Origin of the sequence: Candidatus Ponderosibacter sp. Uisw_141_02, from assembly GCF_048087665.1 — a bacterium.
Lineage (GTDB): Bacteria > Pseudomonadota > Alphaproteobacteria > Puniceispirillales > Puniceispirillaceae > UBA3439.
In genome coordinates this window covers 1,267,438-1,293,895 of record NZ_CP159807.1, presented here as the reverse complement: position 1 = coordinate 1,293,895, position 26,458 = coordinate 1,267,438, and the positions used below count along the sequence as shown (strand labels likewise).

Here is a 26,458-nt window from a genome sequence, read left to right as displayed (position 1 = left end):
CTGTTCCGGCCAGTTTATTGGCGCAGGAATATGGCAGCACCATCAACATAGGTCGCGTCGACAATGCCTTGCACCGGGTGCGACTCAAAAGGTGTGATCCGCGAATTTGATTTGAAATTTGCGCCGTTAATGATCCAGCTACTATTGGGCCGGAACAAGATAAAATCGGCGGCACTGCCTGGGCTTAGCGTTCCACCCGTCATATCCAGAATTGACGCTGGGGCAAGGCTAAGCGCCTCAATCATGCGGGGCATGGAGATATGGCCTTGATGGACAAGGGTAAGGCTTAGCGCCAGCAAAGTATCAACGCCTGATGCGCCAGGTTGTGCTGGTCCAAAGGGCTGCATTTTGGCGTCGCGGTCAACCGGCATATGGTCAGAAGAAATTGCATCAATCGTTCCATCGGCAAGACCTTCGATCACTGCTTGCCGATCATCTTCGCTTCGCAATGGTGGTGACAGTTTGAACGCACTGTTATAGGTGCTGATGGCCAGTTCATTGAGCAGGAAATAGGGCGGGGATGTATCGGCGGTAACAGCCAGACCTTCGGCTTTGGCTTGGCGAACTGCCTCGATTCCTGCACGCGTTGATATATGGGCAACATGATATCGGGTGTCGGTACGGCGAAGCAGATGCAAATCACGATCAATGATAATCACTTCAGCTTCGCTTGGGCTGCCAAGCAGGCCAAGCCTTGTTGATGTCTCACCTTCATTCATTTCGCTATTTGCGGTCAGCGCATGATCTTCGCAATGCTGGATAAATGGCTTGTCGAGCATGCTGCTATAGGCAAGAAGGCGGCGCATAATCAGGCTATCATTAATTGATGTTGTGCTGTTGGTAAACCCAATGGCACCCGCTTCGGCCATTAACCCTAATTCAGCCATTTCGGTGCCAGCCAGTGATTTTGTTGCCGCGCCATAAGCGTAAAGCCGAGAGCCGCCAATGCGTGACGCGCGAAGGCATAGCGAATCAATGGCGCTGGCCTCGTCAATTACTGGCCGCGTGTCGGGAAGACAGGCCAAGGCGGTGATGCCGCCATTGGCAGCAGCGGCCAACAATGTGGCAAGGCTTTCGAGATGTTCTGATCCCGGATCGGCCGGTTGAACGCGCATGTCAACAATGCCGGGCGACAGGCAGGATGATTTGCAATCAATCACCTGTTCAAATTTTCCAGCTTTTGGCGGCGTGCCATGCCCGATAGCGTCGACAACACCGTCAACAATATCGAGGTATCCAATGCCGTCGATTGATTGCGACGGGTCAATGATATGGGCGTTGAAAAAGCGGATCGCGGTCATGTTTGCCTCGTTACCAAAGCTTCAAGACAGGCCATGCGGGCAGCAACGCCCATTTCCACCTGCGTGCGGATCAGGCTTTTTTCCACATCATCTGCCGTTGCCGAGTCAATTTCAACACCGCGATTCATCGGTCCCGGATGCATGACCAACGCTTTTGGCGCGGCGCGCATCAATTTACCGCTATCAAGGCCAAACAGGTTGAAATATTCGCGTTGTGACGGCGTTTCGGTTCCGGCCATACGTTCGGTTTGCAGGCGCAGCATCATCACAATGTCACAGCCCTCAATGCCTGCCTCGAAATCAGTATAGACCGAAACGCCCATATTGCCGATATCAGCAGGAAGAAGGGTAACTGGACAGACAAGCTGCAATTCAGCACCAAGCGTGCCAAGAAGATGGATATTTGACCTCGCGACACGGCTGTTGGCGATATCGCCGCAAATGGCAATTTTCAGCCCTTCAATCCGGCCAATGCGCCGGCGAATTGTTAGCGCGTCAAGCAAGGCTTGGGTCGGATGTTCATGGCGGCCATCACCAGCATTGATTACCGCCGCATCAACATGCTGGCTTAGCAATAACGCTGCGCCCGAGCAATTATGGCGTATCACCAGAATATCCGGATGCATCGCATTCAGCGTTGTCGCCGTATCAAGCAGTGTTTCGCCCTTTTTGACCGATGATCCGGCAACCGAAATATTGAGAACCGATCCGCCTAGCCGCTTGGCGGCAAGTTCGAAAGAAACGCGAGTCCGTGTTGAGTTCTCATAAAACAGATTGATGATTGTTTTGCCCTTGAGCGCATCGCTAACCCCGTCATGGGGGTTGTCGGCAAACATATGACCGCGATCGAGCAGGCTTCGGATTTCAATGGGGGACATGCCTTCAATGCCAAGCAGATGCCGGCTGGTCAGGGCGACAGGGCCGGTTATTTCGTGCGAATGAACGCCTTTGGAGTCCTGCTTGGTCATGGAGCCAGTTTATTACCGTAACCGGTCGCGCGGGTCTAGCGTTAAATGCAAGATTGAAAAACCAAAAGGCAGGCCTTTTAATCGTTTATGCTTGTCGATGTGGTTTGATTGCGGGACGCCTCGTCATTTATCGCATCAAGTGCCGATTGCAAAATCCAGCAGGCAGCAAGCGCATCGCGGCGTACAGCGCGTTTGGCGCGGGTCATGTCGGCGGCGATCATCGCGCTTTCCACGGCGCGCGTTGACAGCCTTTCATCTTGAAATGCAATTGGCATATCCCTGATTTTCATCAACGCATGGGCAAAGTCACGGACCGAATCACAGCGGGGGCCGGTGCTGCCATCCATATTCACCGGCCAGCCAAGCACCAACCCACCCACTGACTTGTCATCAATCAGCTTGAATAGGGACTCGACATCGGGGGTGAATTTGGTGCGATAGAGAATTTTCACTGGCGAGGCGATTTTCAGCCCTGCATCGGACAAGGCAAGGCCGATGGTTTTCTTGCCAATATCAAGTCCAAGCAGGCGTTGGCCTGTTGAAATCATCGCGTTTACATCGTTTATCTTGCAGATTGTCATGCTGAGTGATAAGTCACCTGTTGAATTTTTCCTCGTAACAGCAAAAAGCACAGTGACATGTCCGTTGACAAGACCACAGTGGCAAAAATCGCGCGTCTGGCCCGAATTAATGTTCCAGATGACCGTCTTGAGCCTCTTGCCACCGAATTAAATGGCATTCTGAACTGGATTGCCGAACTTGATGAAGTAAATACCGACAATGTTGAGCCATTGGCAAGCGTTACCGGTCATGCCTTGCCGATGCGCGATGATGTCGTGACTGATGGGAACCGTCTTCCTGATGTCCTTTCCAATGTTCCAGAAGGCGCTAGTGGCTTTTTTGTCGTGCCAAAGGTTGTTGAATAATGTCTGATTTATTGGGTTTAAATGCGGTTGCCGCGCGCGAGGCGCTGGACAAGAAAGCAATTTCGGCCGTTGAGCTTACCACGGCTTATCTTGGCGCGGCTGAAGCCACGGCTGGTTTGAATAATTATGTGGCTTTGACGGCCGATCATGCGCTTGCAATGGCGGCTGAATCGGATAAGCGCATTGCCGCTGGGGCGGCGGGCTTGCTTGAAGGCTTGCCAATTGGTGTGAAAGATTTGTTCTGCACCAAGGGCATTAGCAGCACGGCTTGTTCGAATATCCTGAAAGGGTTTGTGCCACCTTATGAAAGCACTGTTACCGCCAATCTTTGGGCGGCTGGCGGGGTTATGCTTGGCAAATTGAATTGTGATGAATTTGCCATGGGATCTGGCAATGAAACCAGTGCCTATGGACCGGCGGTTAATCCGTGGCAGGGCAAAGACAAAGTCGATCTTGTTCCGGGTGGATCATCTGGCGGATCGGCATCTGCCGTCGCCGCGCGGTCGGCGCTGTTGGCAACCGGAACCGACACCGGCGGTTCAATCCGCCAGCCAGCCGCTTTTTGCGGTGTTGTTGGATTAAAGCCAACCTATGGTCGCTGTTCGCGTTGGGGCATTGTAGCCTTTGCCTCGTCACTTGATCAGGCGGGGCCATTCACCCGTACGGTGGCTGATAATGCATTGATGATGATGGCAATGGCCAGCCATGATGCCAAGGATTCAACCTCAACACAGACCCCGCTTCAAGATTTGATCGGGGCTGTTGGCGATGGGGTAAAGGGCATGAAAATTGGTGTGCCTAAAGAATATGTCATGGATGGCATGGATAGCGAAGTTGTTACTTTGTGGGAGCAGGGGCAAGCATGGCTTCGTGATGCAGGCGCCGAGCTGATTGATGTGTCACTGCCGCATACCAAATATGCGCTTCCGGCCTATTACATTATTGCACCAGCCGAAGCCTCATCAAACCTTGCCCGCTATGATGGTGTTCGTTATGGCATGCGGGTTGACGCTGAAACGCTTGACGGCATGTATGAGGCCACGCGCGCCGCCGGTTTTGGCGAAGAGGTTCAGCGCCGCATCATGATCGGTACTTATGTTTTGTCGGCAGGCTATTATGACGCCTATTATCTGAAAGCGCAGAAAGTCCGCCGTCTTATCAAGGACGATTTTGACGCGGCTTTCCAGACCGTTGACGCGCTTCTGACCCCCGCAACGCCATCCGCCGCCTTTCCGGTTGGCCGCAAAATTGATGATCCAGTGACCAATTTTTTGAATGATGTTTTCACAGTGCCAGCAAATCTTGCCGGTCTTCCGGGGATTGCGGTTCCCGGCGGGGTGACAAGTGACTGCCTGCCGCTTGGGCTGCAGGTCCTTGGCCGGCCATTTGATGAGGCCAGCCTTTACCGTGTGGCAGGGGTTCTTGAACAGGCAGCCGGATTTACCATGACACCAGCACGCATGGCAGGAGGCGCAGCATGAGCGATCTTGTAACAGGCCGCACCGGAGACTGGGAGGTCGTGATCGGCCTTGAAGTTCACGCGCAGGTAAGCAGTAACGCCAAATTATTTTCCGGCGCATCCGCCAGCTTTGGATCGGCGCCAAATGAAAATGTGTCACTTGTCGATGCGGCAATGCCGGGCATGCTGCCGGTAATCAATCGGGAATGTGTCTATCAGGCCATCCGCACCGGCCTTGGCCTGAAAGCGCAGATTAATCTGACAAGCGTTTTTGACCGTAAAAATTACTTTTACGCTGATTTGCCACAAGGCTATCAGATTAGCCAGTTCAAAGACCCCATTGTTGGCGAGGGCTCATTGCGGATTGTCATGGCCGATGGCAGCACGCGCGATATTGGCATTGAACGGCTGCATCTTGAGCAAGATGCTGGCAAATCAATGCATGACCAGCATCCGACGAAAAGCTATATCGACCTGAACCGGACTGGCGTTGCCCTGATGGAAATTGTTTCGCGGCCCGATATGCGCTCGGCTGCCGAAGCGGCAGCCTATGTTCGCAAATTAAGGTCTATTTTGCGCTATCTCGGCACATGTGATGGCAATATGGAAGAAGGCTCGCTGCGGGCCGATGTAAATGTGTCGGTGCGCCGCCCGAATGGCCCGCTTGGCACACGAACCGAGACCAAAAACCTGAATTCGCTTCGGTTTATTCAGGCGGCGATTGATTATGAAGTTGCCCGCCAGATTGAAATTATCGAAGATGGCGGCGCGATTGATCAGGAAACCCGATTATTTGATACCGCCACCGGGACAACACGGACAATGCGAAGCAAAGAAGATGCGCATGATTACCGTTATTTCCCTGATCCTGATCTATTGCCGATGATTGTCACCCAAGACGAGGTTGATGCGCTGGCTTCGGCATTGCCGGAATTGCCCGATGATATTCGTGACCGCTTGATGGGGGAATATGGATTATCGGCCTATGATGCGTCAGTAATCACCGAAGAGCGTGACACGGCGCGCTATTATGAAGCTGCCAGTGATGGCCGTGATCGCAAGCTTGTTGCCAATTGGATGACGGTTGAATTGTTTGGGGCATTGAATAAATCAGGTAAGAGCCTTGAAAGTTGCCCGATCAGCCCTGAAAAGCTTGGCGAGCTGGTTGGTTTGATAAGTGATGGCACGATTTCAGGACGTATCGCCAAAGACGTGTTTGCTGATATGTTTGAAACCGGCAAGGGGGCGGCGGCCATTGTCGATGAAAAGGGATTAAAGCAGGTGTCGGATAGCGGCGCGATCGAGGCTTTGATTGATCAGGTGCTTGCCGCCAATCAGGATAAGGTCGACGATTATCGCGGCGGTAAAGACAAATTATTTGGCTTTTTTGTTGGTCAGGTGATGAAGCAATCGGGCGGTCAGGCTAATCCGGGTATGGTCAATCAGATTTTGCGAAGCAAACTCGACGGCGCGTGATCAAAAACGCGGTTTAAATATCGGCGCGGCGCGTGGCCTCACTTGGTGACGCGTCAAGCGCATCCCAATAAGGCACTGGCTGATAAAGCGACCAAAGATATGCCAGAAATGCTTCAATTTTCGGGATCGAATGGCGGCTTGGCACGGTAACAGCATGGATGGGATGGTCTTCCATCACCAGTTGATCCAGAACCGTTGTCAAGGACTCATCACGAAGATAATCGGCCGTCATGTAATTGGGAAGCATGGCAATGCCGCCATCATTCATAACCGCGCGAATAATCGCATCGCCATTATCAGCCATGATATTGCCGCGAACGCGGATGGTGCTTGGCTTGCCATCATCATCTTTGAAATGCCAAAAATTGCCACTGCTCGTGGCGCTTTGCGTAATCAATTGATGCCGTGCCAGATCATTTGGGGTTTTCGGCATGCCTTTTTCGGCAAGATATTTTGGGGTTGCGACAAGACGGCGGCTGTTGGGGGCAAGTTCAGTATAGACAAGATGGTCATGGTCGCCTTGCGGCGAGATACGGATCGACAGATCAAAGCCCGACTCGATCATATCATTGGGAATGTCGTTGCCCTTTAACTCGATTGTCAAATGTGGGAATTGTTTTAAAAAAGCTGGCAGGTGCGGGGCCACATGGCGGTGTGCAAAACCGGGTGGGGCTTCGACACGCAAATGCCCCTGAACGGTGCCGCTGGCACTTCGCGCTTCAGCATCGGCCTTGTCAAGATCAGCCAGAATTTGCCGACATTTTTCCAGATATGATGCGCCAACTTCGGTAAGCGCAATATGGCGGGTGGTGCGGGTAAAAAGCTGAGTGCCAAGCTGGTTTTCAAGGGCGGCGATATGTTTCGAAACCGCCGATGGCGACAGCCCAAGCTGGCGCGCAGCACCATTTAAGGCATTGGCTTCGGCGACTGCCAAAAAGATGCGCATTGATGCCAGTTGATCCATCGTTGTTTTTCTCAAATTCGGAGTTGTTTGGCCGCGATTGACGACCATTGGTTTAGGGTGGCGCATTTTGACCCGTTTTGACAATATCAAAACCGGCAAAAAGGTGATTTTGGTATTTGACAGTCGAGGAAATCGAAGTTAGAGAAAGGACAGCATACGCCGTGCAATACGTGCATGGGAACTGGCCAAGATTTTACTGGCCAATCCTGTGACCCCGGCGGGGGGGTGGCCGAGTGGCTGAAGGCGGCGGTTTGCTAAATCGTTAAAGGAAGAAATTCCTTTCGGGGGTTCGAATCCCTTCCCCTCCGCCATTATCCCCTGGAAACTAAGCTCTCTAGAGTAATTTTCTGAATTGTATACCATTATGCATGCCATTGTGTTCTCACTTGACTGGTGTTAACTATATTCTGCCGCTGTCATTGAGCGCCAGGGCAATGTAGACGCCACTTAATTCACCGGAGAGCCCCCGTGTTATAGGTCCCCGGCGGGATGGATTATGACTAGAGGGTCCACCCCATAATAGATTTTCAAAGAATTTATTTTTCACCTCGGAAAGTCACCGCAAAAAATTTGCAATCTTTTGAAAAATGATGCAGTGGAGCGGCGACGTGAAGGCGCGGCGGCATGATGGTCTTGCCAGCGTCTTTGCCGATCATCTGAATAACGTCATCAAGATGGTTTTATCCAAATAATTTGCCAGGATTCAAAATATGCTTTGGATCAAAGGTCGCCTTTATATCGGCCATAACGTCAACTGAACCACCCATTTCGGCACGAAGATAGGCGGTTTTGCCCTGTCCGATACCATGTTCGCCAGTGCAGGTGCCGCCAAGCGCAATGGCGCGTTCGGTCAGGCGGCTTGAAAAGGCTCCAATTTTTGCCTGCATTTCGGTGTCATCAGGCATGGCAAGTGGCAGAACATGGAAATTACCATCGCCAACATGCCCAAGAATGGGGGCGGTTAGATCATGCGCCGCGATATCGGCAATTGTGTCTTCCACACATTCGGCCAACCGCGAAATCGGAACGCAGACATCAGTTGCAAAGCCAGTGCCGCCCGGAAGAAGCGCATAGCCTGCCCAAAGCGCGTCATGGCGAGCTTTCCAAAGCTTTTGCCGTTTATCGGCATCGCTAGACCAAGAAAAAGGCCGTGTCGAATGATCGGCACAAATTTCAGCAAAGCGAGTGGCGTCATCATGAACCACGTTGGGGCTGCCGTGAAATTCAACAAGCAATAGCGGCTCTTCGGGCAGATCAAGTTTGGAATAGGCGTTGCAGGCGCGGACTTGTAACGGATCGAGCATTTCAATGCGCGCAACCTGAATGCCAAGCTGAATGGTTTCGATCACCGCGTCACAGGCATTGCGGATGGTTGGAAATGAACAAATGCCGCCAGCGATCATTTCAGGGATGCCATGCAAACGAAGCGTTAATTCGGTAATAATGCCAAGCGTGCCTTCCGAGCCGATAAAAAGCCGTGTTAAATCATAACCTGCGGCCGATTTGCGTGACCGCCCACCGGTTTTGATCACGCGCCCATCGGCCAGCACCACCTCTAGCCCCAAAACATTATCTTTCATCGTGCCGTACCGTACCGCATTGGTGCCAGAGGCGCGCGTTGCCGCCATGCCGCCAATGCTCGCATTTGCGCCTGGATCAATCGGAAAAAACAGGCCGCTATCGCGAAGATGCTGGTTCAACCCTTCGCGGGTGACACCCGGCTGTACGGTCACATCAAGATCAGCCTGATGAACAGCAAGCACTGAGTCAAAATGCGACATATCAATCGAGATGCCACCGAAAGGGGCGTTCACATGACCTTCAAGCGATGATCCCGTCCCAAAGGCAATGGCCGGACAGCCGCATTCATGGCAGATCTTCAAGATTGACGAAACTTCGTCGGTGGTTTTTGCAAAGATCACGGCGTCAGGCGGCTGGTTGGCAATCCATGTTGTGGTGTGAGCATGTTGCTCTCTAACTGATTCAGATGTTGAAAGGCGATCTCCAAACATCTGTTTTAAAATGCTTATTGCTTGGTTGATATTTTGCTGTTCAAACAAAGTGATTGCCCTGAAAAAAGTGTTTGGTCGAATGGTGCAAAAGCATAACCCAGATGATGGTGATAAGCATATCACGGAGTTCAAAAAGCGCAAAAGCGCACAAAATCATGCAAGCCAGTCAGTAAAGCCAATAATCCAGTTTTGAAAAAATTGGCAGTCTTTGAAAACTGGTTTAGGGTTTTTTATGCAATTGCATTGGGCTGTTCATTCGGTGATTTCACCCCAATGCCGTCAAGCAGATCCGGCATGGATCATAATCTGGAATTGATAATCGGGAACACAATATGGCTTTTTTTGTGTCACAGGGGCATCAGCTCTATTTTGAGGAATATGGCAGTGGCGAGGCCGTAGTCTTTTTGCATGAATTTGGCGGCGATATTCGCAGCTGGCAACTGCAAATGGGCTGTTTTTCGGCAAATTATCGCTGCATCGCTTTGTCATGCAGGGGCTATCCACCATCCGATGTGCCAGTGACCAAGCCGATTATGGCTGGCAGAAAACGCTTGATGATGTGGTGGCGCTTCTCAACAAGCTTGGCATTGAAAAAGCGCATTTTGTCGGGCTTAGCATGGGGGCTTTTACCGGCCTGATGATGTGTTTGCAACATCCTGACCTTATGCTGTCATTGGTTGCGGCAAGTGGCGGTTCGGGCGCGTTTCCGGCTGGACGCGATCAGTTTATCAACAAATGTATGACGCTTGCTGATGTGGCGATGGCCGCTGATTTCATGCCAGCTGATCACATGGCCTATGGTCATAACCCTATCCAGCTTCCTGAAAAGAATTATGCGGCTTGGTTAACTTTTTACGAACAGCTTGCTGAACATCCGGGCATTGGCGCTGGTCTAACGCAAAAGATGGTGCAGGCGGCGCGGCCAAGCCTACATGATTTTGAGGCTGAATTCGCCGCGGTCAAAACGCCGGTTTTGCTGATGGTTGGTGATGAGGATGATCCATGCCTTGATACGAACCTATGGTTAAAGCGGGTGATGCCGCGTGCCGGATTATCCATCTGGCCAAAATCGGGGCATTTGCTGAATCTAGAAGACCCACAGCGCTTTAATGCTGAGTCAGCGGCTTTTTTCGATCAGGTGAAAGTTGATAACTGGCCTGACCGCAATGAATTGCTGGCGCGGCATGCTGCGCCGGATACGGCTATTTTTTAACCTGTGTTGCGACAAACGCGCGAATCCGGTCGGCTAAGCCGGGCTTGGCAGCCGATCGCGCAAGCGCGGCGAGATCATGGTCAAGCCCGCGATCATCACGCGTTGCAGAAAGAAGGGCAGTTTTGGCATCATCGCCAAGATTGCCAGCATCTATAGCTAGCTTGTCGATATGGCTGGCCCAATCTTCAGCCGGCTGGACATCGGTTAGAAAGCCTGTTTCCAGCGCGTCACCAGCGGTAAAAATGCGCGATGTTTCCAGCAAATCAAACGCGGCGTCCGCGCCAATTAGGTGGGCAAGACGGCGGGTGCCAAGAACAATACCAAATTGTAGGCCTGGCATGCGGAAACTGGCATCAGGGGTGGCAATGCGTTTGCGGCAAGATGCCACAATATCGGCAGCGGCACCAAAACAGCGCCCCTGAACAAGCGCCACACTGGTCATTGGCAATTGATAGATCATTTGCAGCAATTGTTCGACCCGGACAAACCGATATAGCAGATCAGCATCGCTTTGCTGATCAAGCCCGCTAAGGTCAAATCCGGCCGAAAAGGCGCGGCCTTCACCAGCAAAAACCACCAGATCTGAGCCACGATCACGCGCCGCGATCAAACCGTCAATCAGCCCCTCAATCATAGCGGCATTCACCGCGTTTAACCGGTCAGGCCGGTTTAGACGAAGCCATGTAACTGATCCATTATATTCAATAATAACAGGGTTTTGTGATATGGTTTGTGTCATATTACTGTATCCTATTTCCCAAGCCAGTCAGCGATGATTTCATCATTATGGGCGCCAAGCGCCGGTGGTGGCTGCATGCGGCTTGTATCAACGCCGGTAATCGCGATTGGAAAGCCAACGCTGCTGGTCTTGGCGCCATTGGGAAGATCAAGCGGTTTCACCAGCCCCATATGCCGGACATGCGGGTCGCGCAAAATCTCGGCAAAATCATTGATTGGTGCACAAGGCACGTTACGGCCATCCATTTCTTCAAGCCAGTCGGCAGCGCTGCGGCTTTTAAAAACAGGTGCCAGAATATCAACAAGAATGGTTTGGTTTTTCGCCCGGTGGGCCTGCGTTAGAAACCGTGCATCACTTGCCAATTCATCCATGCCAACGGCGGCGCAAACCTCATGCCATAATTTATCATTGCCAGCGGCGATCACAAAATGCGTGTCGGCGGCTTCAAATGCCTGATAGGGAGCGTTGCGCGGATGCGCCGAGCCAAGGCGTTCAGGCGGAATTTGATTGCCGAAAAACTCGCTTGTTTGCAGGGCTGATACGCCAAGCAGGCTTCCCAGCATCGAACAATCAATATGCGCGCCTTGGCCTGTCTGTTCAGCCTTGCGAAGCATGGCAAGAACACTGAAACCAGCATAAAGCCCAGCGCAAAAATCGCCAATTGGCACGCCGCATTTGACGGGTGGTGCGCCCGCATCGCCGGTAACGCTCATAATGCCCGCAATGGCCTGAACCGTTACATCAAAGGCGCCTTTGCTGGCATAGGGGCCGGTTTGCCCATAGCCAGAAATTGAACAATAGATCATTTTCGGATTAACCGCCTTCAGATCATCATAGCCAAGCCCAAGGCGGGGAAGCACCCCGGGCCGGTAATTTTCAATCAGAATATCGGTTTTCGCGACAAGCGATTTCAGCAGAGCAATATCATCAGGACTTTTCAGATCAAGCGCAACGCTGCGTTTGTTGCGGTTGACCGAGGCAAAATTTTCACTAAAGGCGCCGCCATCTTCGGTTTTGTTGAGCGGCGGCCATTGCCGCATGCCATCACCGCCATCGGGTCGTTCAATTTTCACAACATCGGCACCCAGATCGGCCAATAGCGATGCGGTAAAGGGGCCAGCAGCAATTTGACCCAGCTCAAGAACCCGAACATTTGCCAACGGGGCGAGGGCTGATGGCGACGGATTGGACATGAAACACTCCTAAAAACATACAGATGCCAATTTATGGCAAATCATCATTGTTTTGAAATTATGAAAAAGACAGGCGGTTCGCGCGTTAATATTCCCGAATTACGCAATCATTTCTAGTCGTGATTACCGAATGTTTTGGAAAACTGCTATGACGGCGCAAAAATCATTCGGCAAATACGCAATTGCTGGCTAAGATTTCATCCCTTAGAGACTGCCTGTCCTGCCGAGCCTTGCTGGCTTGACCCAAAGCCAGCTTTTCAACGGAGATTATTGCGCGTGAAAAAAGCCGTCATTTTTGACCTAGATGGCACCTTGATTGACAGTCTTGGTGATATTCATGCGGCGTTGAACGACGTTTTGCAATTGCGTAATGCGCCTCCACTGGCGCTTGCAACGGTGCGTGGCTTTATCGGTAAGGGGTCGGCCAATCTGGTTGTGCGCGCCCTAACGGCACAGAATTTGCCAAATGATGAGGCATCTTGCTCCGGTGCTTTGGCCGATTTTCTGCGTCTATATTCGGCAGATTCGGCAAAATTAACAACAATATTTGATGGTGCTATTGATGCGATTGGCTTGCTGCGGAATGCCGGTTTTCGCCTTGGTATCTGCACGAACAAGCCGTTAGCGCCAACCAAAATCGTGCTAGATCAATTTGGTTTGACACGGTTTTTTGATACGATTGTCGGCGGCGATCAGCTTGCCAGCCGCAAGCCTGATCCGGCAATGCTGTTTCATGCCATGGCGTCTTTAGATGTGACATCGTGTTTGTTTGTTGGCGATAGCGAGATCGACCGCGAAACGGCAACCGCCGCTGGCCAGCCCTTTGCACTTTTTACCAAAGGCTATCGAACCAGCAGTATAGAAACATTAAATCCAGAATATTACTTCAATGAATATAGTGATTTATTAGATATAATTAATCTTAATAATAAGGAATAGATTACTAGTTTTGTGGTTGTTTAGCCCATGAAATAAGAAAGGACAAATCTTTATGGCAGCGTCAAAAAACAGCTTGGATCCGGTGCAGATATTATGCCTTGACGGAGATGGTATCGGCCCCGAAATCACCGCGGCGACCCGCCGTGTTTTGCAAGCGGTTGATGATTGTTTTGACCTGAATTTGACCTTTACCTCAGAAGATATCGGCTTTGTGTCTTTGGCGGCATCGGGAACGACATTCCCGGATAAAGTGTTGGATGCCGCAAAGGCGGCTGATGGCATCGTTCTGGGGCCGGTTTCGACCATTGATTACCCCCCAGCCAGCGAAGGCGGGATCAACCCATCGGGCTTTTTGCGCAAACAGCTGGATCTTTATGCCAATATCAGGCCCGCAAAATCTTATGAGGGTTTACCGCCGCGTGTTGGCGACAAGGTTGATCTGGTGATTGCCCGCGAAAATACCGAAGGCTTTTATTCAGACCGTTCGATGTTTTTCGGGCGTGCCGAATTTATGCCAACCGAAGATATGGCTTTGTCGGTCCGAAAAATCACGCGTCAGGCCTCAACGCGGATTGCCCGAACCGGCTTTGAACTGGCCGCACAGCGTCGCCGGAAAGTCACCGTTGTTCATAAAGCGAATGTATTTCATGTATCTGATGGGTTGTTTCTTGAGGCGGTTCGCGCAGTTCGGGGTGAATTTCCCGATTTTGAATATGAAGAACAGATCATTGATGCCATGGCGGCGCTGTTGATTCGGGACCCTAGCCAGTTTGATGTGATCGTCACGACAAATATGTATGGCGATATCCTGTCGGATGAAGCGTCGGAAATTGCGGGTAGCCTTGGGATGGCGGCATCATTGAACGCGGGTGAAAAATTTGCCATGGCGCAAGCACAGCATGGATCGGCACCGTCATTGGCCGGAAAGGATCGGGCCAACCCATCATCTTTGATCGGTTCGGCGGCGATGCTGCTTCGATGGATTGGCGAGCGGCGCGAAGCCCCTCATTTTCAGGCGGCGGCTGATGCGATTGAACAGGCCATTACAAAGGCGGTGGCGACGGCCAGCACGCGAACCGCAGATTTGGGTGGGCCGCTTGGCACCACCGCCTTTACCGATGGGCTTTTGGTGATGATCAAAAAACCATAATTTATCAGTTCAGCCGATTTGACCCTTGCTTGGCGGCGATGATGCCGGTCATGTAAGGCTTGCGAAGGCCGTATTTACCGCAATCAGCAACAAAGAGTACCGATAATGTCAAAGCCTGATCAAATGTCTCAATCTTATGTCGTGTCAGATGATGCGGTTCGTTTTGCGACCATGATCATGGCCGGACAGGGGGTTAGCAACGAAGATGCCACCATCATTGCTGAATGTCTTGTCGAGGCTGATCTTCGCGGGGTGCAAACCCATGGGCTTTCACGGCTGCCGGTTTATGTTGAGCGGGTTCAGCGCGGGCTGGTAAAGGCGGTGCCAAATATGAAGCTTGAAAAACCGGTTGCGGCTTGCGCGTCGCTTGATGGTGATAATGGCTTTGGCTTTCTTGTCGGGCGTAGGGCCATGCAAGAAGCCATCACGATGGCAGATAGCTGCGGTGTTGGTGTTGTTGCGGCGCGAAACAGCAATCATTTTGGCATGGCGGCAACCTATCTTTTGCAGGCGGTCAAGGCTGGTTATTTTGCTTTTGTGTTTACCAATGCGTCAAAGGCTATGCCGCCATGGGGTGGGCGCGAAGGATTGCTTGGCACCAGCCCGTTTGGCGCGGCGGCACCCGCTGGCAAGCTGCCGCCTTTTGTCTTGGATATGTCGCCTGCGGTGGCGGCGCGTGGTAAAATTAGGCTTGCCGAAAAACGCGGCGAGCCGATCCCCGAGGGTTATGCGCTTGACGAAAATGGCCAAGTCACGACCGATGCAACCGCCGCCCTTCGCGGTGTTGTTTTGCCAATGGGGGGCTATAAGGGGTCGGGGCTGTCGATGCTGATGGAAATTTTGGCTGGGGTTTTTTCGGGCGCAAATTTTGGTGGTGATGTTCCAGATCAATATACCGTCTGGGATCGGCCACAAAATGTTGGGCATTTCTTCATGGCGTTGAAACCCGGAATTTTTGTCACTGAACAGGGGTTTCGCGAGCGGATGGACACGCTTGTCGGCCGGATCAAAACTAACCCGCTGGCCGATGGATTTGACGAAATCTTGATGCCGGGTGAAATTGAATCACGCCTTGAGGCTAAACGGCGCAAGACCGGCATTCCTTTTGCTGCATCAGATCTTGCGCTTCTTGCCAAATTGGCTTCCGATCATGGCGTGGCTGAATTGCCGCAGGTAGACCGGGAAGCAAAACCCATAAACTAAAATGATAACCTGAAACGCTAACCCCAAAGAGGCTTGCAATATGTTGACCTTTTACTATGCAAAAAATTCTGCCGCTTATGCGCCGCATATTCTGCTTGAAGATATTGGTGCCGACTATAACGCGGTTCGTATTGATTTCATGACAGGTGAGCAACGCTCGCCAGCCTATTTAGCGGTAAATCCGAAAGGGCGGTTGCCGTCACTTGTTACCGAAAACGGGGTTTTGACCGAAACACCTGCCATTCTTGTTTATTTGGCACAGCGTTTCCCCGAGCATGATCTGGCACCAAGCGATCCGTTTGAATTTGCCATCGCGCAGGCCTTTAACAGCTACATGGCATCAACGGTTCATGTTGCGCATGCGCATAAACATCGCGGCGCTCGCTGGACCGATGACCCAGCAGCACATGACTCAATGCGCGCCAAGGTCAAGGAAAACATGACCGAATATGCGCAGATGATCGAAGCCTATTATTTCAAAGGGCCATATGTTCTTGGTGATAAATTTTCCTTTTGTGATCCCTATATGGCGCTGGTAACGCGCTGGTTCAAAGATGATGGGGTCGATCTTGATCCATTCGCCAAAATCAGGGCGCATGACGCTTTGATGCGGGAACGCCCGTCAATGCAGCGCGTACTTGAACTTCACGCCTAATTTGTCGCTGTCTTTTGCAATCCCATTAGGCAAAGGCAGTAAATACCGACTTCATGCTGGTAGTTGCCGGTTGGCATGATATGCTGCAAAAAGCCAGAAGGCATTTTTGAATTGAATATAAAAAGGTGATTTGACGCGATGTTGCTTGGCTGTATTGGTGATGATTTTACGGGGTCAAGTGACCTTGCCAACACATTGGCAAAGGCCGGAATGGCGGTTGTGCAATATAGTGGCGTGCCATCTCTGCCAGCACATGCATCGGTCGAGGCGGGGGTGATTGCGCTGAAATCACGTTCAATCCCCGCGGCCGAGGCGATCAAGCAGTCGCTAGCGGCACTGAAATGGCTACAAGATCAGGGCTGCAAACAATTTTTCTTCAAATATTGTTCTACATTTGATTCAACCGATGACGGCAATATTGGGCCGGTGGCAGAGGCGCTGGCATCTGCATTGGCGGCTGACGCGGTTATTGTTTGTCCGGCATTTCCTGGAACCGGACGCGCGGTGTTCCAAGGCCATCTTTTCATCAAGGATCAATTGCTGTCAGATAGCCCGATGAAAGATCATCCGCTAACGCCAATGTGCGACTCTGATCTTCGCCATGTTCTGGGTCGCCAAAGCGTTGGTGCGGTTGGGCATGTGCCAATGGCGATTGTTGCGAAAGGCAGTGATGCAATTCGTGAAGCGCTTGCCGCTGAGGCGCGTGACGGCCGCCATCTCATCGTCGTTGATGCGATTCATGACGATGATTTGATTGCGATTGGGGCTGCGGCGCGTGATCTGATTTTGGTCACTGGCGGGTCGGGTGTGGCGATGGGTTTGCCGGCAAATTTTGCCAAAACCGGCCAGATTTCGGTAATAAAGCAGTATTGGCAAGGGCAGGCCGGACGCTGCGCCATTCTAAGTGGGTCATGTTCTGAGGCAACCCGAAACCAGATTGCCACCCATGCCAAAACTGGTGCGCAATATGAAGTTGATGTCGCTGGCGTGATGCGGGGTGAGGTGACAATTGAAGGCTTGGTAGATTGGCTTTTGGCGCAAGACGGATTGCCGATACTCTATTCATCGGCATCGCCAACCGCGGTTCAGAAGGTGCAGGCAGAATTTGGGATGAAGGCGGTTGCGGACCGGCTTGATAAGTTATTTGGTGATATTGCCATTGCGCTTGTTGCCGCCGGGATTGAACGTCTGGTTGTTGCTGGCGGGGAAACCTCGGGCGCGGTTGTCGAGGCTTTGCGGCTGAACGCCCTATCAATGGGGCCGGAAATTGACCCTGGCGTACCAGCGATGCGCGCCGGACCAAATCTGACGATTGCATTGAAATCAGGGAATTTTGGCGCTGATGATTTTTTTGAAAATGCTGCAGCGATTTTGGCAGGAGGTGAAAAATGACCGAAGCCCAGCTTCGTGAACAGATTTGCCAATTGGCGAAATCAATGTTTGATCGCGGGCTTACCGTGGGGTCAAGTGGGAATATCTCGGTTCGGTGTGACGATGGCGGGCTTCTTGTGACGCCAACTGATATTTGCTTTGGCAGGCTGGATCCGGCAAGGCTAAGCCGGTTTGATGCGACCGGAACATTGATATCGGGTGATCCGCCAACCAAGGAAATGCCGCTTCATGCCGCTTTTTATGACAGCCGGTCGCAAGCTGGTGCGATTGTGCATCTTCATGCAACCCATTCGGTGGCTTTGTCGACCTTGCCTGTTGATGATGGGGCAAATTTTCTACCGCCACTGACCGCCTATTCGGTGATGCGGCTTGGTAAGGTTGCGCTGCTTCCTTATTTCCGGCCGGGTGATTCTGCCGTTGCCAATGCCATTAAGGGGCTTGCCGGAAAACATAGCGCGGTGATGCTTGCCAATCATGGGCCGGTGGTCGCAGGCAAGGGGCTTGAAGCCGCCGTTTATGCGGTTGAAGAATTAGAAGAGACGGCAAGGCTGGCGCTTTTATTGCGCGGGCTGCCGGCACGCGGACTTAATGACGCGCAAATTCGTGACGTTGTTACCCATTTTGACGTTGAATGGGATTAACGCTGCCTTCGTGATGGATATAGAGTCGCTGCCCGATGATGCAAATTATATCGTCAGCAAAATCTTGCCACGCTGGGTTCCCGATTCCATCAATTCATGCGCTTTTGCTGCATCAGCCAGATCAAAGCTGGTAAAGGTCGTCGCGCGTAATTGCGCTGGCGCCGCAATGAAAAAAGGCCATGCGGTCTTTTGGAGATCGGCGGCAACTGCTGATTTAAAAGCCTCAGGGCGTGACCTTAATGTTGATCCGGTAAGGGTGAGGCGTTTCAGCATCACCGGCATCAGATCAATTTCCATTTTTGATCCCAGATTGAACGCAAGCTGGATAATCCGCGCATCGGCATGGGCTGCTTTGATATTGCGCGCCACATAATCACCACCAATAATATCAAGAATGATATCGGCTCCGCCGGCCTCACGTAGAATCGGAACAAAATCATCTTGTTTGAAATTGATGGCTCGTTTCGCGCCAAGCGCTTCGCAATAGGCGCAGGCCTCATCCGAATCAGCCGTCGTGAACACCTGCAATCCCATTGCCGTGCCAAGCTGAATTGCTGTTGAGCCAATGCCGCCAGCGCCGCCATGAACAAGAAAAACCCCATCTTGTTTCATTTGCTGCTGAAAGAACACATTGCTCCAGACGGTAAAATAGGTCTCGGGAAGACCAGCGGCATCAATGTCAGACACGCCTGCCGGAATTGGCAGGCAATGGCTTGCCGTTACCGCAACATATTCAGCATAGCCGCCGCCATTGGTTAAGGCGCAAACATGGTCGCCAATCGCCCATTGCGTTTGCGCCGCGCCAATGGCAACGACCTTGCCTGATACTTCAAGACCTAATAAATCAGACGCGCCTTTCGGGGGCGGGTAATGGCCACGGCGTTGCACAAGATCAGGCCCGTTGACGCCAGCGGCGGTCACTTTGATCAAAACCTCATCGGCACGCGGCTGCGGCACATCACGCTTGCCAGTGACAAGAACATCAGGGCCGCCAGCCTCGCGCATTTCAATAACGGTCATTTGCGTTGATAGGGTCATGATATGTCCTTTTTAAAGCGGCTTCTGATCGATAAAACGGGGTAAAATTGCATTTTTTTGGCGTGGTTAGGGCTGTTTGCATCGCTCTTATCCGGCTATGTGTTAGCGCAGCTATCATTATCCGTCAATTCATGGCATGTGCCGATTTTTTTGGCGCGGCGTTCATCGGATCACAACATGTCGGTTTCTGTATGAAAAAATTAGAAAGTCAGTCATAAGTTAAACTGGCAACCAATTGGTTGCTGTAGATTTTATTTCTGGTATACCAAATAATGTATTTGACGGCGCGTGCGCGAAATGTGACACTTTCTGCGCAAATTAGGAGATTTACGTGGATACTTTTGACGGCGATATTGGGGTTTGGAAATCGGCTCCTGGAAAAGGGCGAAAAACCCCAAAAGGTCGGCAGGTTGATGATGCTGCCTTGGCAAATGTTCGGGCGCTTCTTGGTGACCGGCCTCGACGACGCGATTTACTGATCGAGCATCTGCATCTGATTCAGGATCACTATGGGCATCTTAGCGTGCAGAGTCTCAATGCGCTTGCTGAAGAAATGCGCATGGCGGAGACCGAAGTTTACGAAGTTGCCACCTTTTATGCGCATTTCGATGTCGTGAAAGATGGTGACGTGCCGCCGCCAGCACTGACGATTCGTGTCTGTGACTCGCTGTCATGTGAATTGGCCGGTGCGCAGGCGTTGAAATCAGCGCTTGAAGATGGTCTCGATCCAACCAAGGTGCGGGTTTTGCGCGCGCCATGTATGGGACGCTGTGACACCGCGCCGGTGCTGGAAATCGGTCATAATCATATTGATTCTGCAACAGTCGAAAAGGTCGATGCTGCGATTGCGGCAGATGACACACATCCGCATGTAACCGAATATCAGGATTTGGCGGCCTATCGGGCGACCGGTGGTTATGACAAGCTTGAGTCGCTTCGTGCTGATGGTGATTGGCAGGTGGTCCAGGAATTGGTGAATCAAAGTGGCCTTCGCGGGCTTGGTGGGGCAGGATTTCCGTCAGGCAAAAAATGGGGCTTTGTGCGGGCTGCCGAAGGACCGCGCTATCTTGCCGTCAATGGCGATGAGGGCGAGCCAGGTACGTTTAAAGACCGTTATTATCTTGAGCGGACGCCGCATTTGTTCCTTGAGGGTATGTTGATTGCGGCATGGGCGGTCGAGGCCGATACCTGCTTTATTTACATGCGTGACGAATATCCGGTTGTGCTGAAAATTCTAGCTGATGAAATTGCAAGGCTAGAAGATGCCGGTTTGGTGGCAAAGGGATATATTGATTTGCGCCGTGGTGCTGGTGCCTATATCTGCGGTGAAGAAAGCGCGATGATTGAGTCGATTGAAGGCAAGCGCGGATTGCCGCGTCACCGCCCGCCTTATGTCGCACAGGTTGGTATCTTTAACCGGCCAACATTGGTGCATAATATCGAAACGCTGCATTGGATTGCCCGCATTTGCCGTGAAGGACCAGAGGTGCTGTCGTCGGTTGAAAAGAACGGGCGGACAGGTCTTCGCAGCTATTCAGTATCGGGCCGTGTGGTAAATCCCGGTGTGCATCTTTTGCCGTCCGGTTCCACCATTACCGATATTATTGAGGCGGCTGGCGGCATGGCCGAAGGTCATGTTTTCAAGGCCTATCAACCGGGTGGTCCATCATCGGGCCTGTTGCCTGCCAGCGTGAATGACGTTCCGCTTGATTTTGATACATTGCAACCGCTTGGCACCTTTATTGGGTCGGCCGCGGTGGTGGTGTTGTCGGATCAAGATCGGGTGCGTGACGCGGCGCTGAATATGCTTCGCTTTTTTGAAGATGAAAGCTGTGGTCAATGCACGCCATGCCGCGCCGGTTGCAGCAAGGCGGTTCAGCTGATGCAAGCCGATAAATGGGATCAGCCTTTGTTGCAGGATCTGTGTGATGTGATGCAGGACGCGTCCATCTGCGGATTGGGACAAGCTGCCCCGAACCCTATTCGTTTAACGATGAAACATTTCTCTGAAGAAGTTTGCTGAGGCCCCCATGCTAGATTCAACGCCGCAAAAAACCGTAACCATTAAGCTGGATGGTAAGGATATTTCCGTGCCAGAAGGCGCGACCATTTGGGAAGCGGCACAAGCCCAAGGAACCTTGATTCCACATTTGTGTCACAAGCCCGAGCCCGGGTATCGCTCGGATGGCAATTGCCGTGCCTGTATGGTCGAAATCGAGGGTGAGCGCGTTTTGGCTGCCTCTTGTATCCGGCCGGTACAAGATGGCATGGTAGTGAATACGGCAAGCGAACGCGCCGAGAAATCACGCGCGCTTGTGGTTGAATTGCTGGCCGCAGATCAGCCAGAACAGCCGCATGATGCGTCATCACATTTTCTGGATATGGTCGCATTGAATAACGTGTCTGAAAGCCGTTTTCCGGCGCGTGATGCCTGTCATGTTCCGCTACTTGACGATAGTCATGTGGCGATGAGTGTGAATCTGGATGCCTGTATCCATTGTAGCCTTTGTGTTCGCGCTTGTCGTGAAGTGCAGGTGAATGATGTGATTGGCATGGCCGGACGCGGTCTTGATGCGCAGATCGTCTTTGATATGAATGATCCGATGGGGCAATCATCCTGCGTTGCCTGTGGTGAGTGTGTTCAGGCCTGCCCAACGGGTGCTTTGATGCCGGCAAGCGTTCTTGATGATGCACAGCATGGCGATAGCAAAGATTTCGATCGCGAAGTCCAGTCAGTTTGCCCTTATTGTGGGGTTGGTTGCCAGCTATCCTTTAAAATCAAGGGTGATGAAATCAAATATGTTGAGGGGGTGAATGGCCCAGCTAACGAAAACCGGCTTTGTGTAAAGGGGCGGTTCGGTTTTGACTATGTTCATCACGATCACCGCCTGACCAAGCCATTAATCCGGCGTGATGATGCGCCAGCAAAGGGGCTGAATGTTGATCCGGCAAATCCGTTGACGCATTTTCGCGAAGCCAGCTGGGAAGAAGCGCTGGATGTGGCGGCAATCGGCTTTATCAAGCATCGCGATATTTCAGGTAAGCGCATTGCCGGTTTCGGATCAGCAAAATGTTCGAATGAAGAAGCCTATCTTTTCCAAAAGATGATCCGTCAGGGGTTTGGCCATAATAACGTCGATCATTGCACGCGGCTATGTCATGCCTCATCGGTTGCGGCTTTGCTGGAAAATGTGGGTTCGGCTGCGGTTACGGCAACCTTTAACGAAATTGAAAATGCCGATGTCGCCATTGTGATTGGTGCCAACCCAACCGAAAACCATCCGGTTGCGGCAACCTATTTCAAACAATTTGCCAAACGTGGCGGTAAATTGATTGTGATGGATCCGCGCGGGCAGGGGCTAAAACGTCATGCTGCGCATATGCTGCAATTCCGCCCGGGTGCCGATGTATCAATGCTGAACGCCATCATGCATGTGATTGTCGAAGAACAGCTTTATGATCAGCAATATATCGAGAGCTTTACCGAAAACTGGGACGCGATGAAAGCGCATCTCAAAGAATTTTCGCCGGAGAAAATGTCTGAATTCTGCGGTATTGAGGCGGAAACGCTTCGTGCTGTCGCGCGCGATTTTGCCGGTGCCAAATCAGCGATGATTTTCTGGGGAATGGGCGTGTCGCAACATATCCACGGAACCGATAATTCACGTTGTCTGATTTCGCTGGCTTTGATGTGTGGACAGGTTGGGCGTCCAGGAACCGGCTTGCACCCGCTGCGCGGCCAGAACAATGTTCAGGGTGCATCTGATGCGGGTTTGATTCCAATGTTCCTTCCTGATTATCAAAGCGTTGCCGATGATGGTGTGCGTTCGGCCTTTAATGAAATTTGGCATTCAGAGTCGATCGCGCCAGAAAAAGGCCTGACCGTGACCGAAATCATGGATGCGATCCATGATGGTGATATTACTTCGATGTATGTTCTTGGTGAAAATCCGGCCATGTCCGATCCTGATGCCGATCATGCGCGGGCGGCGCTTGCCAAGCTGGATCATCTGGTTGTGCAGGATATTTTCCTGACCGAAACCGCCAATTATGCTGATGTGATTTTGCCAGCATCGGCGTGGGCAGAAAAGACTGGAACCGTGACCAATACAAACCGTCAGGTTCAAATGGGTCGTCCGGCCATTGCACCGCCAGGTGACGCCCGTGAAGATTGGTGGATTACCATCGAGCTTGCCAAACGCATTGGTCTTGATTGGACCTATACGCATCCGCGCGAAGTGTTTGCCGAAATGAAACTATCGATGAAATCACTCGATAATATCTCATGGGATCGTTTGGCCGCTGAAAATGTTGTCACCTACCCATCACTGAATGAGACTGATCCGGGGCAGCCGATCGTGTTTGGTGATGGGTTCCCGCGAAGCGATGGACGGGCTAGATTTACCCCTGCAAGCATTATCGCACCAGCCGAAACACCTGATACAGAATATCCGATGATTTTGACAACGGGCCGCCAGCTCGAGCATTGGCATACCGGATCAATGACCCGCCGTGCCACAGTGCTGGATGCTGTTGAACCGCAGGCAAATGCCTCACTTCATCCTCGCACCCTTCGCCGATTGGGCGTCGAGGCTGGTGACATGATAACGATTGAAACGCGGCGCGGATCAATTTCGATCATGGCGCGTGCCGATCGTGCGGTTGCTGAAGACATGGTCTTTGTGCCATTCGCCTATGTCGAAGCTGCCGCGAATATCTTGACTAATCCGGTTGTCGATCCATTTGGAAAGATACCTGAGTTCAAATTTGCCGCTTGTCGGGTTGCTGCCACGAGGGGCATTGCTGCCGAATAGGCACGGTATGCCGCATCATTTGACGCGATCCAAAAACACAGCCCCGATCACAATTACCGGTGATCGGGGTTTTTGTTGGGTTTTGCACTAAAGTAAAATGAAAATGTAAAAAATTTACAATTTTCATTTTTTCACTATTTTCCTTTGGATCCTTCACTTCAGCGGTTAAAACTAGATCAGGTCAGACTGAAGTTAACTGCTAGAACGGCTTAGGCGTTTGCGATCATGCCGCAGTGAAGAGGAGTTCCGAACCATGAAAATTTTGATCTTAGGAGCCTCATATGGCTCACTTCTGTCAACAAAGCTATTGATGGCTGGCCATGATGTCACGTTGATTTGCCGCAGCAAATCGGCCGCGCTGATCAACGATGGGGGCACTGAAGTCAGAATCAAATTGCGCGATGAAGATAGCCATCGGGTGTTTCGGTCACGTGATCTTGCTGGCACGCTTGATGCGGTCACACCGACTGATGCGCGGCCTGAAGATTATGACATGATCAGCCTTGCAATGCAGGAACCACAATATTCCGAACCGCAGGTACGCGATTTGATGCAGCGTATTGCCGCCAGCCGCAAGCCATGCTTGTCGATCATGAATATGCCGCCTTTGCCATTTTTGCGCCGTATCGATGCGCTGGCTGAGGCGCCGCTTGACATGTGCTATGATGATGCGTCGGTTTGGGCTGATTTCGAGCCCGGTCTGATGTCGCTTTGCAGCCCTGACCCTCAGGCCTTTCGCCCCCCTGAAGAAGGCACCAATATTCTTCATGTTGGTCTGCCAACTAATTTTAAGGCAGCTGTATTTGCTGATCCGGCGCATAATGCAATGCTTCGCCAGCTTGAATCCGATATTGCCGCGGTTACCGTTGATGGCAAGGATGTGCCGGTAAAGCTGCGCATCTATGACAGTCTGTTTGTGCCAATGGCGAAATGGAGCATGCTTTTGACCGGCAATTATCAATGCGTCCAGCGTGACGGCGTGCGGGCAATTCGCGATGCTGTTCATGGCGATCTTGCTGCCTCGGCGGAAATGTATGCGTGGGTTGACACGCTGGCACGGGCGCTTGGCGCAGATGCGGCTGATCAGGTGCCGTTTGACAAATATGCAAATGCAGCTAGCAGCCTGTTAAAGCCGTCCTCAGCCGCGCGCGCGATTGATGGTGGTGCCAAGACGATCGAGCGTGTTGATTTGCTGGTGCAGCGGGTTGCTGCCAGCATCGGCATGCAGAATGATCTTCTTGATGAGACTGTCGCAATTGTGAATGACCGACTTGATGCCAACCGGTTTGAGGTGCCTTTTTTTAATGTTGCCCAAAGCCGCTCAAAGGCGCTTGAGGTCGCGTAAAGGCGGCAAGCCAGCGTGCCTGACACCGATCATTGGCAGGCTGATTCAAACATAAGCAATGGATATTAAAAAGGAGCGGTACCATTGGTATCGCCCCTTTTGTTTATGATGGAGAGATGCTGATCTAGCCATTCAGCACATCCACAAGCGTGACGCCAAGTTTGGCAGGAGACGGTGACACGCGCACTCCTGCTTCTTCTAGCGCCGCAATTTTTTCATCAGCACCGCCCTTGCCACCTGAAATAACGGCACCAGCATGACCCATGGTGCGGCCAGGCGGTGAGGTGCGGCCAGCGATAAAGCCAACCATCGGCTTTGAACGACCTTTTTTGGCTTCGTCGATCAGGAATTGCGCCGCATCTTCTTCGGCTGATCCGCCAATCTCGCCAATCATGATGATCGATTCGGTTTGATCATCAGCAAGGAACATTTCCAAAACATCGATAAATTCAGTGCCTTTTACCGGATCACCGCCAATGCCGACAGCTGACGACTGACCAAGACCCGCCATTGATGTCTGATAGACTGCCTCATAGGTCAAAGTGCCAGAGCGTGACAGCACGCCAACCGAGCCTTTGCGGAAAATGCTTGGCGGCATGATACCGATTTTGCATTCGTCAGGTGTCATCAGACCCGGGCAGTTTGGCCCGATCAGGCGTGATTTCGACTTATCCAGCTTTTCCTTTACCCGTACCATATCCTGAACCGGTACACCTTCGGTGATACAGGTAATCAGATCAATGCCAGCATCAATCGCTTCTTCAATCGCAGCCGCAGCGCCTGCTGGTGGAACATAGATAACCGAGGCGTTGGCGCCAGTGGCGTCCTTGGCTTCGGCAACAGTGGCAAATAGCGGCAGGCTTTGCCCATCGGCGCTAGTCCATTGCTGGCCACCTTTCTTTGGGTGGGTTCCGGCGAGCATTTGCGTGCCATGATAGGCCAATGCCTGTTCAGTGTGAAATGTGCCGGTTTTACCAGTCAGACCTTGCACAATGATTTTAGTGTCTTTGTTAATGAGAATCGACATGTG

The 26,458-nt window shown here is 51.8% G+C and carries 22 protein-coding genes and 1 tRNA gene; 14 read left to right on the top strand and 9 right to left on the bottom strand.

The features are described 5' to 3' along the window. Positions 1-14: 14 nt before the first annotated feature. The 3 genes from ABXT40_RS06565 to ruvX all read right to left on the bottom strand — a co-directional run bounded on the left by ABXT40_RS06565 (position 15) and on the right by ruvX (position 2,817). Positions 15-1,301, bottom strand: a complete 1,287-nt coding sequence (locus tag ABXT40_RS06565; RefSeq protein WP_443644833.1) for a dihydroorotase — start codon at positions 1,299-1,301, stop codon at positions 15-17. Then, the gene (locus tag ABXT40_RS06560; protein WP_443644832.1) at positions 1,298-2,269 is read right to left on the bottom strand and encodes an aspartate carbamoyltransferase catalytic subunit; all 972 of its coding nucleotides are present in this window, start codon (positions 2,267-2,269) and stop codon (positions 1,298-1,300) included. Before ABXT40_RS06560 ends, ABXT40_RS06565 begins: the two co-directional genes overlap by 4 nt. Before the next feature lie 77 nt (positions 2,270-2,346). Further along, positions 2,347-2,817, bottom strand: a complete 471-nt coding sequence (gene ruvX / locus ABXT40_RS06555; protein WP_443644831.1) for a Holliday junction resolvase RuvX — start codon at positions 2,815-2,817, stop codon at positions 2,347-2,349. A 90-nt stretch (positions 2,818-2,907) separates the two neighbouring features. Between ruvX and gatC the strand changes: the two genes are divergently transcribed. From gatC to gatB, 3 genes are read left to right on the top strand one after another with little or no spacing between them, the layout of a single operon-like run. Beyond that, on the top strand, positions 2,908-3,195 hold the full coding sequence (gene gatC / locus ABXT40_RS06550) for an Asp-tRNA(Asn)/Glu-tRNA(Gln) amidotransferase subunit GatC (RefSeq protein WP_443644830.1): 288 nt from the start codon (positions 2,908-2,910) through the stop codon (positions 3,193-3,195). Further along, a complete protein-coding gene (gene gatA / locus ABXT40_RS06545; RefSeq protein ID WP_443644829.1) occupies positions 3,195-4,676 on the top strand; it encodes an Asp-tRNA(Asn)/Glu-tRNA(Gln) amidotransferase subunit GatA in 1,482 nt (493 codons plus the stop codon). The genes gatC and gatA overlap by 1 nt, the downstream gene beginning before the upstream one ends. Continuing rightward, on the top strand, positions 4,673-6,130 hold the full coding sequence (gene gatB / locus ABXT40_RS06540) for an Asp-tRNA(Asn)/Glu-tRNA(Gln) amidotransferase subunit GatB (protein WP_443644828.1): 1,458 nt from the start codon (positions 4,673-4,675) through the stop codon (positions 6,128-6,130). Before gatA ends, gatB begins: the two co-directional genes overlap by 4 nt. A 13-nt stretch (positions 6,131-6,143) precedes the next feature. On the opposite strand, the gene ABXT40_RS06535 is transcribed toward gatB, so the two are convergent. Beyond that, positions 6,144-7,094, bottom strand: coding sequence for a LysR family transcriptional regulator (locus ABXT40_RS06535; RefSeq protein WP_443644827.1), 951 nt, complete (start codon positions 7,092-7,094; stop codon positions 6,144-6,146). A 219-nt stretch (positions 7,095-7,313) separates the two neighbouring features. On the opposite strand from ABXT40_RS06535, the gene ABXT40_RS06530 reads away from it, so the two are divergent. Beyond that, positions 7,314-7,405, top strand: a tRNA-Ser gene (locus ABXT40_RS06530). Positions 7,406-7,774: 369 nt separating this feature from the next. Here ABXT40_RS06530 and ABXT40_RS06525 read toward each other — a convergent pair. Further along, on the bottom strand, positions 7,775-9,106 hold the full coding sequence (locus ABXT40_RS06525; protein ID WP_443644826.1) for an FAD-binding oxidoreductase: 1,332 nt from the start codon (positions 9,104-9,106) through the stop codon (positions 7,775-7,777). Between the two features lie 487 nt (positions 9,107-9,593). Between ABXT40_RS06525 and ABXT40_RS06520 the strand changes: the two genes are divergently transcribed. Beyond that, a complete protein-coding gene (locus ABXT40_RS06520; protein ID WP_443644825.1) occupies positions 9,594-10,319 on the top strand; it encodes an alpha/beta fold hydrolase in 726 nt (241 codons plus the stop codon). On the opposite strand, the gene ABXT40_RS06515 is transcribed toward ABXT40_RS06520, so the two are convergent. Both ABXT40_RS06515 and ABXT40_RS06510 read right to left on the bottom strand, forming a co-directional pair. Then, positions 10,309-11,058, bottom strand: a complete 750-nt coding sequence (locus ABXT40_RS06515) for an enoyl-CoA hydratase/isomerase family protein (RefSeq protein WP_443644824.1) — start codon at positions 11,056-11,058, stop codon at positions 10,309-10,311. The two genes, ABXT40_RS06520 and ABXT40_RS06515, sit on opposite strands and share 11 nt — an antisense overlap. 11 nt (positions 11,059-11,069) lie before the next feature. After that, positions 11,070-12,251 (bottom strand): CaiB/BaiF CoA transferase family protein, encoded by a 1,182-nt coding sequence (locus ABXT40_RS06510; RefSeq protein ID WP_443644823.1) that lies wholly within the window; start codon positions 12,249-12,251, stop codon positions 11,070-11,072. Positions 12,252-12,527: 276 nt separating this feature from the next. Here ABXT40_RS06510 and gph point away from each other — a divergent pair, with 276 nt between their 5' ends. The 6 genes from gph (at position 12,528) to otnC (ending at position 18,231) form a co-directional block, all read left to right on the top strand. Next, entirely contained in the window at positions 12,528-13,190 is a 663-nt protein-coding gene (gene gph, locus ABXT40_RS06505; protein ID WP_443644822.1) for a phosphoglycolate phosphatase, read from the top strand. Positions 13,191-13,242: 52 nt separating this feature from the next. After that, a complete protein-coding gene (locus tag ABXT40_RS06500; protein ID WP_443644821.1) occupies positions 13,243-14,340 on the top strand; it encodes an isocitrate/isopropylmalate dehydrogenase family protein in 1,098 nt (365 codons plus the stop codon). Between the two features lie 105 nt (positions 14,341-14,445). Further along, positions 14,446-15,543 (top strand): Ldh family oxidoreductase, encoded by a 1,098-nt coding sequence (locus ABXT40_RS06495; RefSeq protein ID WP_443644820.1) that lies wholly within the window; start codon positions 14,446-14,448, stop codon positions 15,541-15,543. A gap of 40 nt (positions 15,544-15,583) precedes the next feature. Next, positions 15,584-16,198, top strand: a complete 615-nt coding sequence (locus tag ABXT40_RS06490; RefSeq protein WP_443644819.1) for a glutathione S-transferase family protein — start codon at positions 15,584-15,586, stop codon at positions 16,196-16,198. Between the two features lie 138 nt (positions 16,199-16,336). After that, positions 16,337-17,590: a 3-oxo-tetronate kinase gene (gene otnK, locus ABXT40_RS06485; protein ID WP_443644818.1), complete on the top strand. Its 1,254-nt coding sequence runs from the start codon at positions 16,337-16,339 to the stop codon at positions 17,588-17,590. Continuing rightward, positions 17,587-18,231 carry a 3-oxo-tetronate 4-phosphate decarboxylase gene (gene otnC, locus ABXT40_RS06480; protein WP_443644817.1) on the top strand — a complete coding sequence of 215 codons (645 nt, stop codon included), beginning with the start codon at positions 17,587-17,589 and terminating at the stop codon, positions 18,229-18,231. Before otnK ends, otnC begins: the two co-directional genes overlap by 4 nt. 45 nt (positions 18,232-18,276) lie before the next feature. On the opposite strand, the gene ABXT40_RS06475 is transcribed toward otnC, so the two are convergent. Beyond that, positions 18,277-19,269, bottom strand: coding sequence for an NAD(P)H-quinone oxidoreductase (locus ABXT40_RS06475; RefSeq protein ID WP_443644816.1), 993 nt, complete (start codon positions 19,267-19,269; stop codon positions 18,277-18,279). A gap of 331 nt (positions 19,270-19,600) precedes the next feature. Between ABXT40_RS06475 and ABXT40_RS06470 the strand changes: the two genes are divergently transcribed. The 3 genes from ABXT40_RS06470 to ABXT40_RS06460 all read left to right on the top strand — a co-directional run bounded on the left by ABXT40_RS06470 (position 19,601) and on the right by ABXT40_RS06460 (position 25,428). Beyond that, entirely contained in the window at positions 19,601-21,292 is a 1,692-nt protein-coding gene (locus tag ABXT40_RS06470) for an NAD(P)H-dependent oxidoreductase subunit E (protein ID WP_443644815.1), read from the top strand. 7 nt (positions 21,293-21,299) lie between these two features. Then, positions 21,300-24,083, top strand: coding sequence for a formate dehydrogenase subunit alpha (fdhF, locus tag ABXT40_RS06465; protein WP_443644814.1), 2,784 nt, complete (start codon positions 21,300-21,302; stop codon positions 24,081-24,083). Between the two features lie 253 nt (positions 24,084-24,336). Next, the gene (locus tag ABXT40_RS06460; RefSeq protein ID WP_443644813.1) at positions 24,337-25,428 is read left to right on the top strand and encodes a ketopantoate reductase family protein; all 1,092 of its coding nucleotides are present in this window, start codon (positions 24,337-24,339) and stop codon (positions 25,426-25,428) included. Between the two features lie 124 nt (positions 25,429-25,552). Here the strand turns inward: ABXT40_RS06460 and sucD are convergent, their stop codons facing one another. Further along, positions 25,553-26,455 (bottom strand): succinate--CoA ligase subunit alpha, encoded by a 903-nt coding sequence (sucD, locus tag ABXT40_RS06455; protein ID WP_443644812.1) that lies wholly within the window; start codon positions 26,453-26,455, stop codon positions 25,553-25,555. Positions 26,456-26,458 lie beyond the last annotated feature (3 nt).

Excerpts from the sequence above, each read along its gene's own strand:
- ABXT40_RS06565 (WP_443644833.1), bottom strand. The coding sequence starts at position 1,301 with ATGACCGCGATCCGCTTTTTCAACGCCCATATCATTGACCCGTCGCAA.
- ABXT40_RS06560 (WP_443644832.1), bottom strand. The coding sequence starts at position 2,269 with ATGACCAAGCAGGACTCCAAAGGCGTTCATTCGCACGAAATAACCGGC.
- ruvX (WP_443644831.1), bottom strand. The coding sequence starts at position 2,817 with ATGATTTCAACAGGCCAACGCCTGCTTGGACTTGATATTGGCAAGAAA.
- gatC (WP_443644830.1), top strand. The coding sequence starts at position 2,908 with ATGTCCGTTGACAAGACCACAGTGGCAAAAATCGCGCGTCTGGCCCGA.
- gatA (WP_443644829.1), top strand. The coding sequence starts at position 3,195 with ATGTCTGATTTATTGGGTTTAAATGCGGTTGCCGCGCGCGAGGCGCTG.
- gatB (WP_443644828.1), top strand. The coding sequence starts at position 4,673 with ATGAGCGATCTTGTAACAGGCCGCACCGGAGACTGGGAGGTCGTGATC.
- ABXT40_RS06535 (WP_443644827.1), bottom strand. The coding sequence starts at position 7,094 with ATGGATCAACTGGCATCAATGCGCATCTTTTTGGCAGTCGCCGAAGCC.
- ABXT40_RS06525 (WP_443644826.1), bottom strand. The coding sequence starts at position 9,106 with ATGTTTGGAGATCGCCTTTCAACATCTGAATCAGTTAGAGAGCAACAT.
- ABXT40_RS06520 (WP_443644825.1), top strand. The coding sequence starts at position 9,594 with ATGCAGGGGCTATCCACCATCCGATGTGCCAGTGACCAAGCCGATTAT.
- ABXT40_RS06515 (WP_443644824.1), bottom strand. The coding sequence starts at position 11,058 with ATGACACAAACCATATCACAAAACCCTGTTATTATTGAATATAATGGA.
- ABXT40_RS06510 (WP_443644823.1), bottom strand. The coding sequence starts at position 12,251 with ATGTCCAATCCGTCGCCATCAGCCCTCGCCCCGTTGGCAAATGTTCGG.
- ABXT40_RS06500 (WP_443644821.1), top strand. The coding sequence starts at position 13,243 with ATGGCAGCGTCAAAAAACAGCTTGGATCCGGTGCAGATATTATGCCTT.
- ABXT40_RS06495 (WP_443644820.1), top strand. The coding sequence starts at position 14,446 with ATGTCAAAGCCTGATCAAATGTCTCAATCTTATGTCGTGTCAGATGAT.
- ABXT40_RS06490 (WP_443644819.1), top strand. The coding sequence starts at position 15,584 with ATGTTGACCTTTTACTATGCAAAAAATTCTGCCGCTTATGCGCCGCAT.
- otnK (WP_443644818.1), top strand. The coding sequence starts at position 16,337 with ATGTTGCTTGGCTGTATTGGTGATGATTTTACGGGGTCAAGTGACCTT.
- otnC (WP_443644817.1), top strand. The coding sequence starts at position 17,587 with ATGACCGAAGCCCAGCTTCGTGAACAGATTTGCCAATTGGCGAAATCA.
- ABXT40_RS06475 (WP_443644816.1), bottom strand. The coding sequence starts at position 19,269 with ATGACCCTATCAACGCAAATGACCGTTATTGAAATGCGCGAGGCTGGC.
- fdhF (WP_443644814.1), top strand. The coding sequence starts at position 21,300 with ATGCTAGATTCAACGCCGCAAAAAACCGTAACCATTAAGCTGGATGGT.
- ABXT40_RS06460 (WP_443644813.1), top strand. The coding sequence starts at position 24,337 with ATGAAAATTTTGATCTTAGGAGCCTCATATGGCTCACTTCTGTCAACA.
- sucD (WP_443644812.1), bottom strand. The coding sequence starts at position 26,455 with ATGTCGATTCTCATTAACAAAGACACTAAAATCATTGTGCAAGGTCTG.